At 61.6% G+C, this 15155-nt stretch carries 13 protein-coding genes; 10 read left to right on the top strand and 3 right to left on the bottom strand.

Going from position 1 to position 15155, the window contains the following annotated elements; translation table 11 throughout:
• Nucleotides 1–64 precede the first annotated feature (64 nt).
• Complete coding sequence (locus ACZ6YA_RS14530) at nt 65–535, top strand: Lrp/AsnC family transcriptional regulator (RefSeq protein WP_465897814.1); 471 nt, start codon at nt 65–67, stop codon at nt 533–535.
• Nucleotides 536–637: 102 nt separating this feature from the next.
• Here ACZ6YA_RS14530 and ACZ6YA_RS14525 read toward each other — a convergent pair whose 3' ends face one another.
• The gene (locus ACZ6YA_RS14525) at nt 638–2014 is read right to left on the bottom strand and encodes a CYTH domain-containing protein (protein WP_465897813.1); all 1377 of its coding nucleotides are present in this window, start codon (nt 2012–2014) and stop codon (nt 638–640) included.
• A gap of 115 nt (nt 2015–2129) precedes the next feature.
• Here ACZ6YA_RS14525 and argE point away from each other — a divergent pair, with 115 nt between their 5' ends.
• Both argE and argA read left to right on the top strand, forming a co-directional pair.
• Entirely contained in the window at nt 2130–3272 is a 1143-nt protein-coding gene (gene argE / locus ACZ6YA_RS14520) for an acetylornithine deacetylase (RefSeq protein ID WP_465897812.1), read from the top strand.
• 125 nt (nt 3273–3397) lie between these two features.
• Nucleotides 3398–4696 carry an amino-acid N-acetyltransferase gene (argA, locus tag ACZ6YA_RS14515; protein ID WP_400803910.1) on the top strand — a complete coding sequence of 433 codons (1299 nt, stop codon included), beginning with the start codon at nt 3398–3400 and terminating at the stop codon, nt 4694–4696.
• Nucleotides 4697–4855: 159 nt separating this feature from the next.
• On the opposite strand, the gene ACZ6YA_RS14510 is transcribed toward argA, so the two are convergent.
• Together ACZ6YA_RS14510 and ACZ6YA_RS14505 are read right to left on the bottom strand one after the other, a co-directional pair.
• Nucleotides 4856–6232 carry a glutamine synthetase family protein gene (locus tag ACZ6YA_RS14510; RefSeq protein WP_465897811.1) on the bottom strand — a complete coding sequence of 459 codons (1377 nt, stop codon included), beginning with the start codon at nt 6230–6232 and terminating at the stop codon, nt 4856–4858.
• Nucleotides 6233–6504: 272 nt separating this feature from the next.
• The gene (locus ACZ6YA_RS14505) at nt 6505–6765 is read right to left on the bottom strand and encodes a hypothetical protein (protein WP_465897810.1); all 261 of its coding nucleotides are present in this window, start codon (nt 6763–6765) and stop codon (nt 6505–6507) included.
• A 41-nt stretch (nt 6766–6806) separates the two neighbouring features.
• Here ACZ6YA_RS14505 and ACZ6YA_RS14500 point away from each other — a divergent pair, with 41 nt between their 5' ends.
• The 7 genes from ACZ6YA_RS14500 (at nt 6807) to ACZ6YA_RS14470 (ending at nt 15107) form a co-directional block, all read left to right on the top strand.
• Nucleotides 6807–8165 (top strand): glutamine synthetase family protein, encoded by a 1359-nt coding sequence (locus tag ACZ6YA_RS14500; protein ID WP_400803905.1) that lies wholly within the window; start codon nt 6807–6809, stop codon nt 8163–8165.
• A 48-nt stretch (nt 8166–8213) separates the two neighbouring features.
• Nucleotides 8214–9575 (top strand): aspartate aminotransferase family protein, encoded by a 1362-nt coding sequence (locus tag ACZ6YA_RS14495; protein ID WP_465897809.1) that lies wholly within the window; start codon nt 8214–8216, stop codon nt 9573–9575.
• A gap of 169 nt (nt 9576–9744) precedes the next feature.
• The gene (locus ACZ6YA_RS14490) at nt 9745–10842 is read left to right on the top strand and encodes a polyamine ABC transporter substrate-binding protein (protein WP_465897808.1); all 1098 of its coding nucleotides are present in this window, start codon (nt 9745–9747) and stop codon (nt 10840–10842) included.
• 160 nt (nt 10843–11002) lie between these two features.
• Nucleotides 11003–12097, top strand: a complete 1095-nt coding sequence (locus tag ACZ6YA_RS14485; RefSeq protein ID WP_465897807.1) for a polyamine ABC transporter substrate-binding protein — start codon at nt 11003–11005, stop codon at nt 12095–12097.
• Between the two features lie 60 nt (nt 12098–12157).
• Nucleotides 12158–13300 (top strand): polyamine ABC transporter ATP-binding protein, encoded by a 1143-nt coding sequence (gene potA / locus ACZ6YA_RS14480; protein WP_403133669.1) that lies wholly within the window; start codon nt 12158–12160, stop codon nt 13298–13300.
• Nucleotides 13297–14217, top strand: coding sequence for an ABC transporter permease subunit (locus ACZ6YA_RS14475; RefSeq protein ID WP_465897806.1), 921 nt, complete (start codon nt 13297–13299; stop codon nt 14215–14217). The genes potA and ACZ6YA_RS14475 overlap by 4 nt, the downstream gene beginning before the upstream one ends.
• Nucleotides 14214–15107 carry an ABC transporter permease subunit gene (locus ACZ6YA_RS14470; RefSeq protein ID WP_465897805.1) on the top strand — a complete coding sequence of 298 codons (894 nt, stop codon included), beginning with the start codon at nt 14214–14216 and terminating at the stop codon, nt 15105–15107. The genes ACZ6YA_RS14475 and ACZ6YA_RS14470 overlap by 4 nt, the downstream gene beginning before the upstream one ends.
• Nucleotides 15108–15155 lie beyond the last annotated feature (48 nt).

The raw sequence follows: 15155 nt of genomic DNA, 5'->3' as shown, positions 1-15155 counted from the left end.
TTTGACCAATTCGCCTCATTGGCAGATTTTTCAATTCAAAAATTAAGAGTTTGGGGGATTAATGATGCAAGGCGAACTCGATGCCTATGACCGGCGCATTCTGCAACTGCTGCAAGAGGATGCATCATTGTCCAGCGCGCAGATCGCCGAACGCGTGGGCCTGTCGCAATCGCCCTGCTGGCGCCGCATACAGCGGCTGAAGGAGGAGGGAATTATCCGTGGGCAAGTGACCTTGCTCGACCGCAAGAAGGTCGGCCTGAACACGCAGATTTTCGCCGAGGTGAAACTCAACGCCCATGGCCGTTCCAACTTCACCGAGTTCACCGAGGCGATTCGCGGTTTTCCGGAAGTGCTGGAGTGCTATGTGCTGATGGGGGCGGTGGACTTTCTGCTGCGTATCGTTACGCAGGACATTGAAGCCTATGAGCGATTTTTTTTCGAGAAGTTATCGAATGTGCCGGGGATTCAGGAGGTCAATTCGATCGTGGCGCTGTCGGAGATCAAGTCCACCACCAGTCTTCCGCTTATGCGGTGAAGCTTTCGCGGGGCAAGCCCGCTCCCACAGGTTCCCACTGATCCCAAGAACAGTGGATTTCCTGTGGGAGCGGGCTTGCCCCGCGAAAGGTGCGACGCGCAATCAAGCCTTGAGCAGGTGCTTCCAACCACGGCTCTGATCGACCGCCCGAGCCTGCTCGATACGCGCTTCAAGCAACTCGCCAGGCTCTTCACCCAACGACAGCTCTGCCAGTTCATGCAGCTTCTTCAGGTCGCCATACAAGCGGTCCATCTGCGGCGCTTCCAGCACCTGGCGCGCATGGTGCAGCCAGGCCAGCAGTTGTTCGATACGCGGCAGCTGTTCAGCCAGGTCTTCCGGACGCTGGGTATAAAGCCCCAGCTTCAGCGCGCGGCCTTCTTCACCCAGCAGATGGGCCAGCCAACTGGCCAGCTGCGCCTTGCCCTGACGCTCGCCACGGCCTTTGCGCTCTGCGGTCCAGGCGCGAGCCAGCAACCAGCGCGAGGTTTCCAGGGAGAACTGGCCCCAGCGCACGTCTTCAAGCTCTTCGAGGAACTGCTCAGGCGCGGCGCGGCGGATGTCTTCGTCGTCATTGCCAGCTTGCACAAGTGGGCGCCAGTCTTCCAGAAGCGCGTCGAGGTTGGCGCGCAGGTCGCGGGTGGTAGCGCGTGGCGCGGCCTGGCCGAGACTGGCGACCAGTGCACGCAGTTCGGCCAGGCACTGCACCCAGTCCTGCAGCAGGCGCCAGTGGCCATTGTGGCGATACTGTTCGGCCAGGCGCTGGCTGCTGCCGAGCAACTGCCAGGCGAGGGCAGTGAAGGCATCGTCCACCGCCATTTCCGCGTCCAGCTCGGTGCTGGGCAGGCCCAGTTCGTAGCTGTCTGGCTCCAGCAGGCGATAACCGCGCTCGGCCTTGCTGATGTCGCACGGCATCAGCGGCAGGCTGGCAGCCAGCTCCGCGGCCAGCTCCAGCAGGGCTTCGGGTTCACCCTCGCGCAGTTCCAGCTCCAGCTCGCAGATCTCTTCCTTGCGCTTGCCGGCGATCACGAAGCCCTGGTCCAGCGCTGCCTCGATCACCACCTTGCTCTTACCCCGCCCCCAAGCGATCTCGGCGAACTCGCGGGTGAAATCGGTGGTGAACAGGGGCTTGATGGTTTTCTTGTCCAGCTCGGCGAGTTGCTCGGGCCAGCAAGTGGCATCGAGCTTCTTCAGGTCGAGCTTGGCCTTTTCCAGGTTCCACTCGTACTCGTTGCGCTCGGACAGCCCCGCCACGCTTTGGCCGCGGCACTTCAAGGTCTGGATGATCACCTCACCGTCGCGGCGCAGACGCAGGGCAACGCGGGCGGCGGAAAGCTCGCGCTCCGGGGTGTCGAAGTACTGGTTGAGCAGTTCGCGGGTCTGCCAGCCGGACTTGTTGCGCTTTTTCAGCAGAGGGTGCTCGCGCAGTGCGGCCAGGGTCTCGCGGCTGGCGCGGAGCTTGAGTTCGGTTTCTTTGTGCATCGCAGGCTCGAAGGGAAGGCGTGATTGCCGTGCAGTCTACAGGACTGGGCTGGCAACGGTTTATTCCTTACGGCGGATAGCCCTATGATGGGCAACGCTTTCGAGGAGTACGCGCATGCCATTGCCAACGCTGAAAGACCAGTTTGCCGCTTTGATCGCCGCGCCCTCGGTCAGTTGCACCCAACCCGCGCTGGACCAGTCCAACCGCCAGGTCATCGACCTGCTGGCCGGCTGGTTGGGCGACCTGGGTTTCAGCTGCGACATTCAGCAAGTCAGCCCCGGCAAGTTCAACCTGCTGGCCAGCCGCGGCAGCGGCCCAGGCGGGCTGGTGCTGGCCGGCCATAGCGACACGGTGCCGTACGACGAGCAATTGTGGGCCAGTGACCCGCTGAAGCTGACCGAAGCCGACGGCCGCTGGGTTGGCCTGGGCAGCTGTGACATGAAAGGTTTTTTCGCGCTGGTCATCGAAGCGGTAATCCCGCTGCTGGAGCATGACTTCAAGCAGCCATTGCTGATCCTGGCCACCTGTGACGAAGAAAGCTCGATGTCCGGTGCCCGTGCCCTGGCCGAGGCCGGCCAACCGCTTGGCCGTGCGGCGGTGATCGGCGAGCCGACGGGCTTGCGGCCGATCCGCATGCACAAGGGCATCCTCATGGACCGCATCGATATCCTGGGCCGCAGCGGCCATTCCTCCGACCCCAACCTTGGGCGCAGCGCGATGGAAGCCATGCACGCGGTAATGGGCGAGCTGATGGGCCTGCGCCGGCAGTGGCAGGAAACCTATCGCAACCCGCAGTTCAGCGTGCCCACGCCGACGATGAACTTCGGTTGTATCCACGGCGGTGACAACCCCAACCGCATCTGCGGCCAGTGCGCCCTGGAATTCGACCTGCGCCCGCTGCCAGGCATGGATGCCGAGCAACTGCGCGCGGCCATCCGTGAAAAACTGCAGCCAGTGGCCGAGCGCCACGAGGTGCGCATCGATTACGCGCCGCTGTTCCCAGAGGTGCCGCCTTTCGAGGAAACCGCCGATGCCGAGCTGGTGCAGGTGGCCGAGCGCCTGACCGGCCATCGCGCCGAAGCGGTGGCGTTCGGCACCGAAGCACCTTATCTTCAGCAGCTGGGTTGCCAGACCATCGTCCTCGGCCCTGGCGACATCGCCTGCGCCCACCAGCCGGGCGAATACCTTGAAATGTCACGAATCGAGCCTACCGTGCGTCTATTACGTGACCTGATCCGGCACTACTGCCTCAATTAAACGTCCACCCTGTTGATTCGTTCTTGCCTAGAGGAGACCGCGCGTGACCGCAAGCCTGTTCCGACGATGATCCTGAACGCCGTGTGATCCAACGTTCTCCGTCCACTTTATCCACAGGCCCTGTCATGCCCGATTACGTCAACTGGCTGCGTCATGCCTCCCCGTACATCAATGCCCATCGCGACTGCACCTTCGTGGTCATGCTCCCCGGCGATGGGGTGGAACACCCGAATTTCGGCAACATCGTCCACGACCTGGTGCTGCTGCACAGCCTCGGCGTGCGCCTGGTGCTGGTGCATGGTTCGCGCCCGCAGATCGAGAGCCGCCTGGCCGCCCGTGGGCTGACCCCACACTACCACCGCGGCCTGCGCATCACCGATGCGGCGACCCTGGACTGCGTGATCGATGCTGTAGGTGCCCTGCGCCTGGCCATCGAGGCGCGTCTGTCGATGGACATCGCCGCTTCGCCGATGCAAGGCTCACGGCTGCGCGTGGCCTGCGGCAACCTGGTGACTGCACGGCCTATCGGCGTGCTCGAAGGGGTGGACTACCACCACACCGGCGAAGTACGGCGCATCGACCGCAAAGGCATCAGCCGCCTGCTCGACGAGCGCTCCATCGTGCTGCTGTCGCCGCTGGGCTACTCGCCGACTGGCGAGATCTTCAACCTGGCCTGCGAAGACGTGGCTACCCGCGCCGCCATCGAGCTGGGCGCCGACAAGCTGCTGCTGTTTGGCGCCGAACCTGGCTTGCTGGACGAGCAAGGCAAGCTGGTGCGTGAGCTGCGCCCGCAGCACATCGCGCCGCACTTGGCGCGACTGGGCACGGATTACCAGGGCGAGCTGCTGGATGCCGCTGCCGAGGCTTGCAAGGGGGGTGTGGCACGTAGCCATATCGTCAGTTATGCCGAAGACGGTGCGCTGCTTACCGAACTGTTCACCCGTGGCGGTGGCGGCACGCTGGTGTCGCAGGAGCAGTTCGAGGTGGTGCGTGAGGCGACCATCGAGGATGTCGGCGGGTTGCTGGAGCTGATCAGCCCGCTGGAAGAGCAGGGCATCCTGGTGCGGCGCTCGCGTGAGGTGCTGGAGCGGGAAATCGAGCAGTTCAGCGTGGTCGAGCGTGAAGGCATGATCATCGCCTGTGCGGCGCTGTATCCGATTGCCGACTCGCAGGCCGGTGAGCTGGCGTGCCTGGCGGTGAATCCCGAGTATCGTCATGGTGGGCGTGGGGATGAGCTGCTGGAGCGGATCGAGAGCCGGGCGCGGGCCTTGGGTTTGAATACCCTGTTCGTGCTTACCACGCGGACTGCGCACTGGTTCCGTGAGCGTGGCTTTGCGCCAAGTGGCGTGGAACGGCTGCCGGCAGCGCGCGCATCGTTGTACAACTATCAGCGTAATTCGAAGATTTTCGAGAAGCAGATCTGACGTGTATTGCTAGTTCCGGCCTCTTCGCGGGCAAGCCCGCTCCCACAGGAACGCCACAGCACTTGAAGGTTGTAGATTACTTGTGGGAGCGGGCTTGCCCGCGAAGCAGACGACACGGTCCCGAATGAAAAACGCCGCCCCAGAGGGCGGCGTTTTCGTTTACACGGTATGCAGATACCAGTTGTACTCAAGGTCGGAGATCGAGTGTTCGAACTCCTCCAGCTCGCTCTCCTTGCACGCGACGAAGATGTCGATGTACTTCGGATCGATGTACTTGTTCAGGATCTCGCTGTCGTCCAGCTCGCGCAGGGCATCGCGCAGGTTGTTCGGCAGGCTCTGCTCCAGCTGCTCGTACGAGTTGCCTTCGATCGGCTCGCCCGGCTCGACCTTGTTGGTCAGGCCATGGTGCACACCGGCCAGCACGGCGGCCATCATCAGGTACGGGTTGGCGTCGGCACCCGCCACGCGGTGCTCGATGCGCACTGCGTCCGCCGAACCTGTAGGCACGCGCAAGGCCACGGTACGGTTGTCCAGGCCCCAGCTCGGCGCGTTCGGCACGTAGAACTGGGCGCCGAAACGGCGGTACGAGTTGACGTTCGGGCAGAGGAACGCCATGGACGCAGGCAGGGTCTCGAGCACACCGCCGACAGCGTGACGTAGCGCGGCGTTCTGCTCGGGATCCTCGCTGGTGAAGATGTTGTTGCCATCTTTGTCCAGCACCGAGATGTGTACATGCAGGCCATTGCCAGCCTGGCCCGGGTAGGGCTTGGCCATGAACGTGGTGTCCATTTCATGGTCGTAGGCGATGTTCTTGATCAGGCGCTTGAGCAACACGGCATAGTCACAGGCCTTGAGCGGGTCGGCGACGTGGTGCAGGTTGACTTCGAACTGCGCCGGGGCGCTTTCCTTGACGATGGCGTCGGCCGGAATGCCTTGCTCCTTGGCACCTTCGAGGATGTCCTGGAGGCAGTCGGCGTATTCGTCGAGGTCGTCGATCAGGTACACCTGGGTCGACTGCGGGCGCTTGCCCGAGATTGGCGAGCGCGGTGGCTGCGGGCGGCCGTTCACGTTCTCCTGGTCGATCAGGTAGAACTCCAGCTCGAACGCGGCGCAGATGGTCAGGCCCAGGTCGTCGAACTTGCTCACCACCTGGCGCAACACTTCACGAGGGTCGGCGAAGAACGGCTCGCCTTCGATCTCGTGCATGGTCATCAGCAGTTGAGCGGTCGGGCGCTTTTGCCAGGGCTCGTTGCACAGGGTATCGGGGATTGGGTAGCAGATGCGGTCGGCATCGCCGATGTCCAGGCCCAGGCCTGTGCTTTCAACGGTCGAACCGTTGATGTCGAGGGCGAAGAGGGAGGCCGGCAGGTTGATGCCTTTCTCGTAAACCTTGTGGAGGCTGGTGCGCTCAATGCGCTTGCCACGCACCACACCATTCATATCTGCAATCAGAAGGTCAACGTAGAGAACCTCAGGATGTTCCTTAAGGAACGCGTTCGCTTCGTTAAGCTGAACGGCACGCGGGGGTACCGACATGATGCAACACCTTTGTTGTTAAAAATATCAATCAAGGGGGGCTTGCAGGACCAGTCAATCGAAAAGCCTTACTGATGTCAAGCCAACCCCATGATGCCCTGAAATGGCACATCTACGGCAGATTTGCTGCATATCGGGGCGTGCCATTATCCGCTATTTCCCTGCAGAAGGGCTATCTCCGACATGCCGTGTTTTATTTTTTACGGAGGTGTTGTGTAAAAAAATGAACAAGGCTAAGCTCGGTCACAACCCAAAACACAATAATACGAGGGTCACATGGTCCGCTTGTCGCGACCTGAAAGCGCTGCGTTTGCAGTGCGCTCGGGCATCCCTGTCGTTTCTGCAAGCCTCAATCGCACTGTGGCCGTCCTGGCCGCAATAATTGACGTTTTGCGCGCCTGGCCCACCCCTCGTAGCGGCGTTTCGCTTCCTTTCTTGTCTTCCTGCCTTTCAAACTCATTACGGACACGCTTGTTTTCAGTGTATCCACTGTGCGCGTGCTCGCCGGTTTTTGCTTTAGCAACCCAGTCCATCCAGAATCAGAGCGCGGACCACATTACCTCCTGAGGTATCTATGAGTAACAACCTCGACCAGCTCACCGATTGGTTGAAAGAGCACAAGATCACCGAAGTCGAATGCCTGATCAGCGACCTGACCGGCATCACCCGTGGCAAGATCTCGCCAACCAACAAGTTCATCGCCGAAAAAGGCATGCGCCTGCCCGAGAGCGTGCTGCTGCAGACCGTGACCGGCGATTACGTCGATGACGACATCTATTACGAACTGCTCGACCCGGCCGATATCGACATGATCTGCCGCCCCGACGAAAACGCCGTGTTCCTCGTGCCGTGGGCCATCGAGCCGACCGCGCAGGTGATCCACGACACCTACGACAAAAAGGGCAACCCGGTCGAGCTGTCGCCGCGCAACGTCTTGAAGAAAGTGCTGCAGCTCTACGCCGACAAAGGTTGGCAGCCGATCGTCGCGCCGGAGATGGAGTTCTACCTGACCAAGCGCAGCGAAGACCCAGACTTCCCGCTGCAGCCGCCGGTTGGCCGCTCGGGCCGTCCGGAAACCGGCCGCCAGTCGTTCTCGATTGAAGCCGCCAACGAATTCGACCCGCTCTTCGAGGACGTCTACGACTGGTGCGAACTGCAGCAGCTGGACCTCGACACGCTGATTCACGAAGACGGCACGGCGCAGATGGAAATCAACTTCCGTCACGGCAACGCCCTGCACCTGGCCGACCAGATCCTGGTGTTCAAGCGCACCATGCGCGAGGCGGCGCTCAAGCACAATGTGGCCGCCACCTTCATGGCCAAGCCAATGACCGGCGAGCCGGGCAGCGCCATGCACCTGCACCAGAGTGTGGTCGATGCGGTCACCGGCAAGAACATCTTCAGCAATGAAGACGGCAGCATGAGCGAGCTGTTCCTCAACCACATCGGTGGCTTGCAGAAGTTCATCCCCGAAGCGCTGCCGCTGTTCGCCCCCAACGTCAACTCGTTCCGCCGCTTCCTGCCCGACACTTCGGCGCCAGTCAACGTCGAGTGGGGCGAGGAAAACCGCACCGTCGGCCTGCGCGTACCGGATGCCGGCCCGCAGAACCGCCGCGTCGAGAACCGCCTGCCTGGCGCCGATGCCAACCCTTACCTGGCCATCGCCGCCAGCCTGCTGTGCGGCTATATCGGCATGGTCGAAGGCATCGCCGCCAGCGCGCCGGTGCAGGGCCGCGGCTACGAGCGGCGCAACCTGCGCTTGCCGCTGACCATCGAAGATGCCCTGGAACGCATGGAAGTCAGCCGCGCGCTGACTCAGTACCTGGGCAAGAAATTCATCACCGGCTACGTCGCCACCAAACGCGCCGAGCATGAGAACTTCAAGCGAGTCATCAGCTCCTGGGAGCGTGAGTTCCTGCTGTTTGCTGTGTGATCAACCCTGAGGCCGCCCGCCGGCGGCCTGTGGACCATGGAGAAGCACATGAGCGTCAAAAACCCGCAAACCCGTGAATGGCAAACCCTGAGCGGCGAGCACCACCTTGCACCTTTCAGTGATTACAAGCAGCTGAAGGAGAAGGGGCCGCGCATCATCACCAAGGCGCAGGGCGTGCATTTGTGGGACAGCGAGGGGCACAAGATCCTCGACGGCATGGCCGGCCTGTGGTGCGTGGCGGTCGGTTATGGGCGTGAAGAGCTGGTGCAGGCTGCCGAAAAGCAGATGCGCGAGCTGCCGTACTACAACCTGTTCTTCCAGACCGCCCACCCGCCTGCGCTGGAGCTGGCCAAGGCCATCACCGATGTGGCGCCCGAGGGCATGACCCATGTGTTCTTCACCGGCTCCGGCTCCGAAGGCAACGACACCGTGCTGCGCATGGTTCGTCACTACTGGGCACTGAAGGGCAAGCCACAGAAGCAGACGATCATCGGCCGCATCAACGGCTACCACGGTTCCACCGTTGCCGGTGCCAGCCTCGGCGGCATGAGCGGCATGCACGAGCAGGGCGGCTTGCCGATCCCGGGCATCGTGCACATCCCGCAGCCGTACTGGTTCGGTGAGGGTGGCGACATGTCGCCGGACGCGTTCGGTGTGTGGGCAGCCGAGCAGTTGGAGCAAAAGATTCTGGAAGTCGGCGAAGACAACGTCGCCGCCTTCATCGCCGAGCCGATCCAGGGCGCCGGCGGCGTGATCATCCCGCCGGAAACCTACTGGCCGAAAGTGAAGGAGATTCTCGCCAAGTACGACATCCTCTTCGTCGCCGACGAAGTGATCTGCGGTTTTGGGCGCACCGGCGAATGGTTCGGCTCGGACTACTACGACCTCAAACCCGACCTGATGACCATCGCCAAGGGCCTTACCTCCGGTTACATCCCCATGGGCGGTGTGATCGTGCGTGACAGCGTGGCCAAGGTGATCAGCGAAGGCGGCGACTTCAACCACGGCTTCACCTATTCCGGCCACCCGGTGGCGGCTGCGGTAGGCCTGGAAAACCTGCGCATTCTGCGCGACGAGAAGATCGTCGAGAATGCCCGCACGGATGTGGCACCGTACTTGCAAAAACGTCTGCGTGAGCTGCAGGACCACCCGCTGGTGGGCGAGGTACGCGGCCTGGGCCTGCTCGGCGCGATCGAGCTGGTCAAGGACAAGGCCACTCGCAGCCGTTACGAAGGCAAAGGCGTGGGCATGGTCTGCCGCAACTTCTGCTTCGACAACGGCCTGATCATGCGCGCGGTGGGCGACACCATGATCATCGCGCCACCCCTGGTGATTAGCCATGCCGAGGTGGATGAGCTGGTGGAAAAGGCGCGCAAGTGCCTGGACCTGACCCTCGAAGCGATCCGTTGAGCGCCTGCTAGGCTAGCGAAGTGACATTAAGTCGTTACAAGGGGCTGCTTTCCTTGAAACAGCGCCTTGTAACTTGCCAGACTAGCGGCTGTTCCAGTCGCCCGGCGCTCTGCACCGTAGGTCCTGGCTGCTGAACAGATGGCTAAATAAAAATTCTGGAGCATGACGCATGAAGAAAATGGGCAAGACGTTGCTGGCTGCAGCCCTGATGGGTGCCATGGCCACCGCTGTTCAGGCTGACGACAAAGTACTGCACGTGTACAACTGGTCTGACTACATCGCCCCGGACACCGTGGCCAACTTCGAGAAAGAGACCGGCATCAAAGTCGTCTACGACGTCTTCGACAGCAACGAAACCCTCGAAGCCAAGCTGCTGGCAGGCAAGTCCGGCTATGACATCGTCGTGCCGTCCAACAATTTCCTGGCCAAGCAAATCAAGGCCGGCGTCTACCAGGAGCTGGACCGCTCCAAGCTGCCGAGCTGGAAAAACCTCGACCCGGCCCTGCTCAAGGCCGTTGGCGATGCCAGCGACCCGGGCAACAAATTTGCCTTCCCGTATATGTGGGGCTCCATCGGCATCGGCTACAACCCAGAGAAGGTCAAGGCCGCGCTGGGCATCGACAAGATCGACTCGTGGGACGTCGTGTTCAAGCCTGAGAACATCGAAAAACTCAAGAGCTGTGGCGTGAGCTTCCTCGATGCACCGACCGAGATGATCCCGGCCGCCTTGCACTACCTGGGCAAGCCGAGCGACAGCACCAAGAAAGAAGACCTGAAAGCTGCGGAAGATCTGTTCCTGAAGATTCGCCCTTCGATCACCTACTTCCACTCCTCCAAGTACATCTCGGACCTTGCCAACGGCAACATCTGTGTGGCCGTGGGTTACTCGGGTGACCTGGAGCAGTCCAAGGCCCGTGCCCACGAAGCGGGCGACAAGGTCAAGCTGGACTATGTCATTCCGAAGGAAGGTGCCGGCACCTTCTATGACATGGTCGCGATTCCGAAGGACGCCGAGAACGTCGACGCTGCCTACAAGTTCATGGAATACCTGCTGCAGCCGAAAGTGATGGCCGGTATCACCAACGCCGTGCGCTTCCCGAATGGCAACAAGGCGGCCACCGAGTTCGTGGACAAAGACATCACCAGCGACCCGGCTATCTACCCGTCTGACGAAGTGAAGGCGCAGCTGTACGCCATCAAGGCACCAGAGAAGGCCGCCCAGCGCGACATCACCCGCAGCTGGACCAAGATCAAGTCGGGCAAATAACCCCGATGCAACACCTCTGGGCCGGGCTTTCCCGGCCCAGAGCCAGTGAATGGCAATTGTTGATTGCGGCATCGAGGCTGCGAAGGTAAGTTGCGCGCCGGTTTTATGCGCGCGGCAGCACCGCGCCGTTACCAGGGCACTGATTTTGAGGACCACCCACTTGTCTATTTCTGTTTTACGCAAAGCCTTGATGGCTGGAGCGGGCCTGACGCTGGCATGCAGCGTCCAAGCGGCGCCTACGGTGCACCTGTACAACTGGTCCGACTACATCGGCCCGACCACACTCGCGGACTTCGAAAAAGCCACCGGTATCAAACCCGTGCAGGACGTTTTCGACTCCAACGAAACCTTGGAAGGCAAGCTGCTGGCCGGCAACACCGGCTATGACGTGGTGGTGCCGTCCAACCATTTCCTCGGCAAGCAGATCAAGGCGGGCGCGTTCCAGAAGCTCGACCGCAACCTGCTGCCCAACTATTCCAACCTTGACCCGGCGCTGATGAAGCGCCTGGAAAAGAACGACCCGGGCAACCTGTACGCCGTGCCTTATCTTTGGGGCACCAATGGCATCGGCTACAACGTCGAGAAGGTCAAAGCCGCGCTGGGCGTGGACACCATCGATTCCTGGGCCGTGCTGTTCGAACCCGAAAACATGAAGAAGCTCTCCAAATGTGGTGTGGCCTTCCTCGACTCGGCGGACGAAATGCTCCCGGCGGTGCTCAACTACATGGGGCTCAACCCCAACAGCACCGACCCCAAGGACTACGCCAAGGCCGAGCAGAAGCTGCTGGCGGTGCGCCCGTACGTGACCTACTTCCACTCGTCCAAGTACATCACCGACCTGGCCAACGGCGACATCTGCGTCGCGGCAGGCTTCTCCGGTGATGTGTTCCAGGCCAAGGCCCGCGCTGAAGAAGCGAAGAAGGGCGTGAACCTGGCCTACGCCATTCCCAAGGAAGGCGGCAACCTCTGGTTCGACGTGCTGGCGATCCCCAAGGACGCCAAGAACGTCAAAGAGGCGCATGCCTTCATCAACTATTTGCTGAAACCTGAGGTTATCGCCCAGGTCAGTGATTACGTCGGTTACGCCAACCCGAACCCCAAGGCTGGCGACCTGATGGACCAGGCCGTGAGGACTGACGCCGCGGTATACCCACCGCAGGAAGTGCTGGACAAGATGTTCGTCAACAGTGAGTTGCCACCCAAGGTGCAACGTTTGATGACCCGCAGCTGGACCAAGGTCAAGTCGGGCAAGTAACAATCCAGGCCCGCTGACCAAGCAGCGGCGGGCACACAAATCTTGTTGGGAGTTTCACTCATGGCAGTTGCCTCCGGTGCCTATAAGAAAGCCCTCGAGGGTGGCCAGCAACCCAAGCAGGTGCTGGTCAAGATCGACCGGGTCACGAAGAAGTTCGACGAAACCATCGCCGTAGACGATGTGTCACTGGAAATTCGCAAGGGCGAGATCTTCGCCTTGCTGGGCGGCTCCGGCTCGGGCAAATCGACCTTGCTGCGCATGCTGGCCGGCTTCGAGCGTCCGACCGAAGGGCGGATTTTCCTCGATGGCGTCGACATCACCGACATGCCGCCCTATGAGCGGCCGATCAACATGATGTTCCAGTCCTACGCACTGTTCCCGCACATGACCGTGGCGCAGAACATCGCCTTCGGCCTGCAGCAGGACAAGCTGCCCAAGGCCGACATCGACGCCCGCGTGGCCGAGATGCTCAAGCTGGTGCACATGACCCAATACGCCAAGCGCAAGCCGCACCAGCTGTCCGGTGGCCAGCGTCAGCGGGTGGCCCTGGCTCGCTCGCTGGCCAAGCGCCCCAAGCTGTTGCTGCTCGACGAGCCGATGGGCGCGCTGGACAAAAAGCTGCGTTCGCAGATGCAACTGGAGCTGGTCGAGATCATCGAGCGCGTCGGCGTGACCTGCGTGATGGTGACCCACGACCAGGAAGAGGCCATGACCATGGCCCAGCGCATCGCCATCATGCACCTGGGCTGGATCGCCCAGATCGGCTCGCCTGTGGATATCTACGAGACGCCGACCAGCCGCCTGGTGTGCGAATTCATCGGCAACGTCAACCTGTTCGAGGGTGAAGTGGTCGACGACGCCGAAGGCCACGCGATCATTGCCAGCCCGGAGCTGGAGCGCAAAATCTACGTCGGCCACGGCATCACCACCTCGGTCGAAGACAAGCACATCACCTACGCCCTGCGCCCGGAGAAAATGCTGGTCACCACCGAGCAGCCGACATGCGAGCACAACTGGTCGCGCGGCAAGGTCCACGACATCGCCTACCTGGGCGGCCACTCGGTGTTCTACGTCGAGCTGCCGAGCGGCAAGGTAGTGCAGTCGTTCGTCGCCAACGCAGAGCGCCAGGGCACGCGTCCGACCTGGGGCGATGAAGTGTACGTGTGGTGGGAAGACGACAGCGGCGTGGTACTGCGGTCATGAAACTGCGCAAGCTCAAGCGAGCCTTCCAGCGCCTGGTCCCGGAGGGGCGGCACCTGGTGATCGGCGTGCCGTTCATCTGGCTGTTCCTGTTCTTCATGCTGCCGTTCTTCATCGTGTTGAAGATCAGTTTCGCCGAAGCCGACGTGGCGATCCCGCCGTATACCGAAATCTACAGCTACGTCGAAGACAAGATCCAACTGGTGCTCAACCTGGCCAACTACGGCCTGTTGACCGAGGATGAGCTGTACATATCGGCTTACCTGGGCTCGTTGAAGATGGCGTTCATCAGCACCGTGTTGTGCTTGCTGATCGGCTTCCCGATGGCCTACGCCATCGCCAACGCCAAGAAGGAGACCCAGACGGTCCTGCTGCTGCTGATCATGATGCCGACCTGGACCGCGATCCTGATCCGCGTCTATGCCTGGATGGGCATCCTCAGCAACAACGGCCTGCTCAATGGCTTCCTCATGTGGATCGGGTTGATCGACCAGCCGCTGCAGATCCTCAACACCAACCTGGCGGTGTACATCGGCGTGGTCTATTCGTACCTGCCGTTCATGATCCTGCCGCTGTTCGCCAACCTGGTGAAGCACGACCAGAGCTTGCTCGAAGCCGCCTCGGACCTGGGTTCGAGCACCTTCAACAGCTTCTGGAAGATCACCGTGCCGCTGTCGAAAAACGGCATCATCGCCGGCTGCATGCTGGTGTTCATTCCGGTGGTGGGTGAGTTCGTGATCCCGGAACTGCTGGGCGGCCCGGAAACCCTGATGATCGGTAAGGTGCTGTGGCAGGAGTTCTTCAACAACCGCGACTGGCCGGTGGCGTCCGCCCTGGCGGTAGTGATGCTGGCGATCCTGATCGTGCCGATCCTGCTGTTCAACCGCAGCCAGGCCAAAGAAATGGAGGGCCGCGCATGAAACGCTTCAGTTTCTCCAAGCTGATGCTGGTGCTCGGCTTGCTGTTCATCTACCTGCCGATGCTGATCCTGGTGATCTACTCGTTCAACGCCTCCAAGCTGGTGACGGTGTGGGGCGGCTGGTCGATCAAGTGGTACGTTGGCCTGCTCGACAACACCCAGCTGATGGGTTCGGTGATGCGCTCGCTGGAAATCGCCTGCTATACGGCGGTGGCGGCGGTGGCGCTGGGTACCCTGGCGGCCTTCGTGCTGACCCGGGTCACCCGCTTCAAGGGCCGCACGCTGTTCGGTGGCCTGGTCACCGCGCCGCTGGTGATGCCCGAGGTGATCACAGGCCTGTCGCTGTTGCTGCTGTTCGTGGCCATGGCGCAGATGATCGGCTGGCCGCAGGAGCGCGGCATCGTCACCATCTGGATCGCCCACACCACGTTCTGCGCGGCCTATGTGGCGGTGGTGGTGTCGGCGCGGTTGCGTGAGCTGGACCTGTCGATCGAAGAAGCGGCGATGGACCTGGGTGCCAAGCCCTGGAAGGTGTTCTTCCTGATCACCATCCCGATGATCGCGCCCTCGCTGGCGGCGGGCGGCATGATGTCGTTCGCCCTGTCGCTGGACGACCTGGTGCTGGCCAGCTTCGTTTCCGGGCCCGGTTCGACCACCTTGCCGATGGAAGTGTTCTCGGCGGTGCGATTGGGCGTTAAGCCGGAGATCAACGCCGTGGCCAGCTTGATCCTGCTGTCGGTGTCGTTGGTGACTTTCTTTGTCTGGTTCTTCAGCCGCCGTGCAGAAGAACGTCGTCGCAAGGCGATCCAGCAGGCGATCGAAGAAGGGGCTGCGGCCCATGTGTCGCAGCCGCAGGTTAAGCGGCCTGCCGCAGCGGCTGCTTCGGCCTGACCGGCCTCTTCGCGCCGACAAGCCCGCTCCCGCAGGATCACCACAGAT

The sequence above is a fragment of the Pseudomonas sp. NPDC090752 genome (assembly GCF_055584805.1).
This window is presented reverse-complemented; position numbering and strand designations above follow the sequence as displayed.

Coding starts and splice junctions, on each gene's coding strand:
- ACZ6YA_RS14530 (WP_465897814.1), top strand. CDS start 65: ATGCAAGGCGAACTCGATGCCTATGACCGGCGCATTCTGCAACTGCTG.
- ACZ6YA_RS14525 (WP_465897813.1), bottom strand. CDS start 2,014: ATGCACAAAGAAACCGAACTCAAGCTCCGCGCCAGCCGCGAGACCCTG.
- argE (WP_465897812.1), top strand. CDS start 2,130: ATGCCATTGCCAACGCTGAAAGACCAGTTTGCCGCTTTGATCGCCGCG.
- argA (WP_400803910.1), top strand. CDS start 3,398: ATGCCCGATTACGTCAACTGGCTGCGTCATGCCTCCCCGTACATCAAT.
- ACZ6YA_RS14510 (WP_465897811.1), bottom strand. CDS start 6,232: ATGTCGGTACCCCCGCGTGCCGTTCAGCTTAACGAAGCGAACGCGTTC.
- ACZ6YA_RS14505 (WP_465897810.1), bottom strand. CDS start 6,765: ATGGACTGGGTTGCTAAAGCAAAAACCGGCGAGCACGCGCACAGTGGA.
- ACZ6YA_RS14500 (WP_400803905.1), top strand. CDS start 6,807: ATGAGTAACAACCTCGACCAGCTCACCGATTGGTTGAAAGAGCACAAG.
- ACZ6YA_RS14495 (WP_465897809.1), top strand. CDS start 8,214: ATGAGCGTCAAAAACCCGCAAACCCGTGAATGGCAAACCCTGAGCGGC.
- ACZ6YA_RS14490 (WP_465897808.1), top strand. CDS start 9,745: ATGAAGAAAATGGGCAAGACGTTGCTGGCTGCAGCCCTGATGGGTGCC.
- potA (WP_403133669.1), top strand. CDS start 12,158: ATGGCAGTTGCCTCCGGTGCCTATAAGAAAGCCCTCGAGGGTGGCCAG.
- ACZ6YA_RS14475 (WP_465897806.1), top strand. CDS start 13,297: ATGAAACTGCGCAAGCTCAAGCGAGCCTTCCAGCGCCTGGTCCCGGAG.
- ACZ6YA_RS14470 (WP_465897805.1), top strand. CDS start 14,214: ATGAAACGCTTCAGTTTCTCCAAGCTGATGCTGGTGCTCGGCTTGCTG.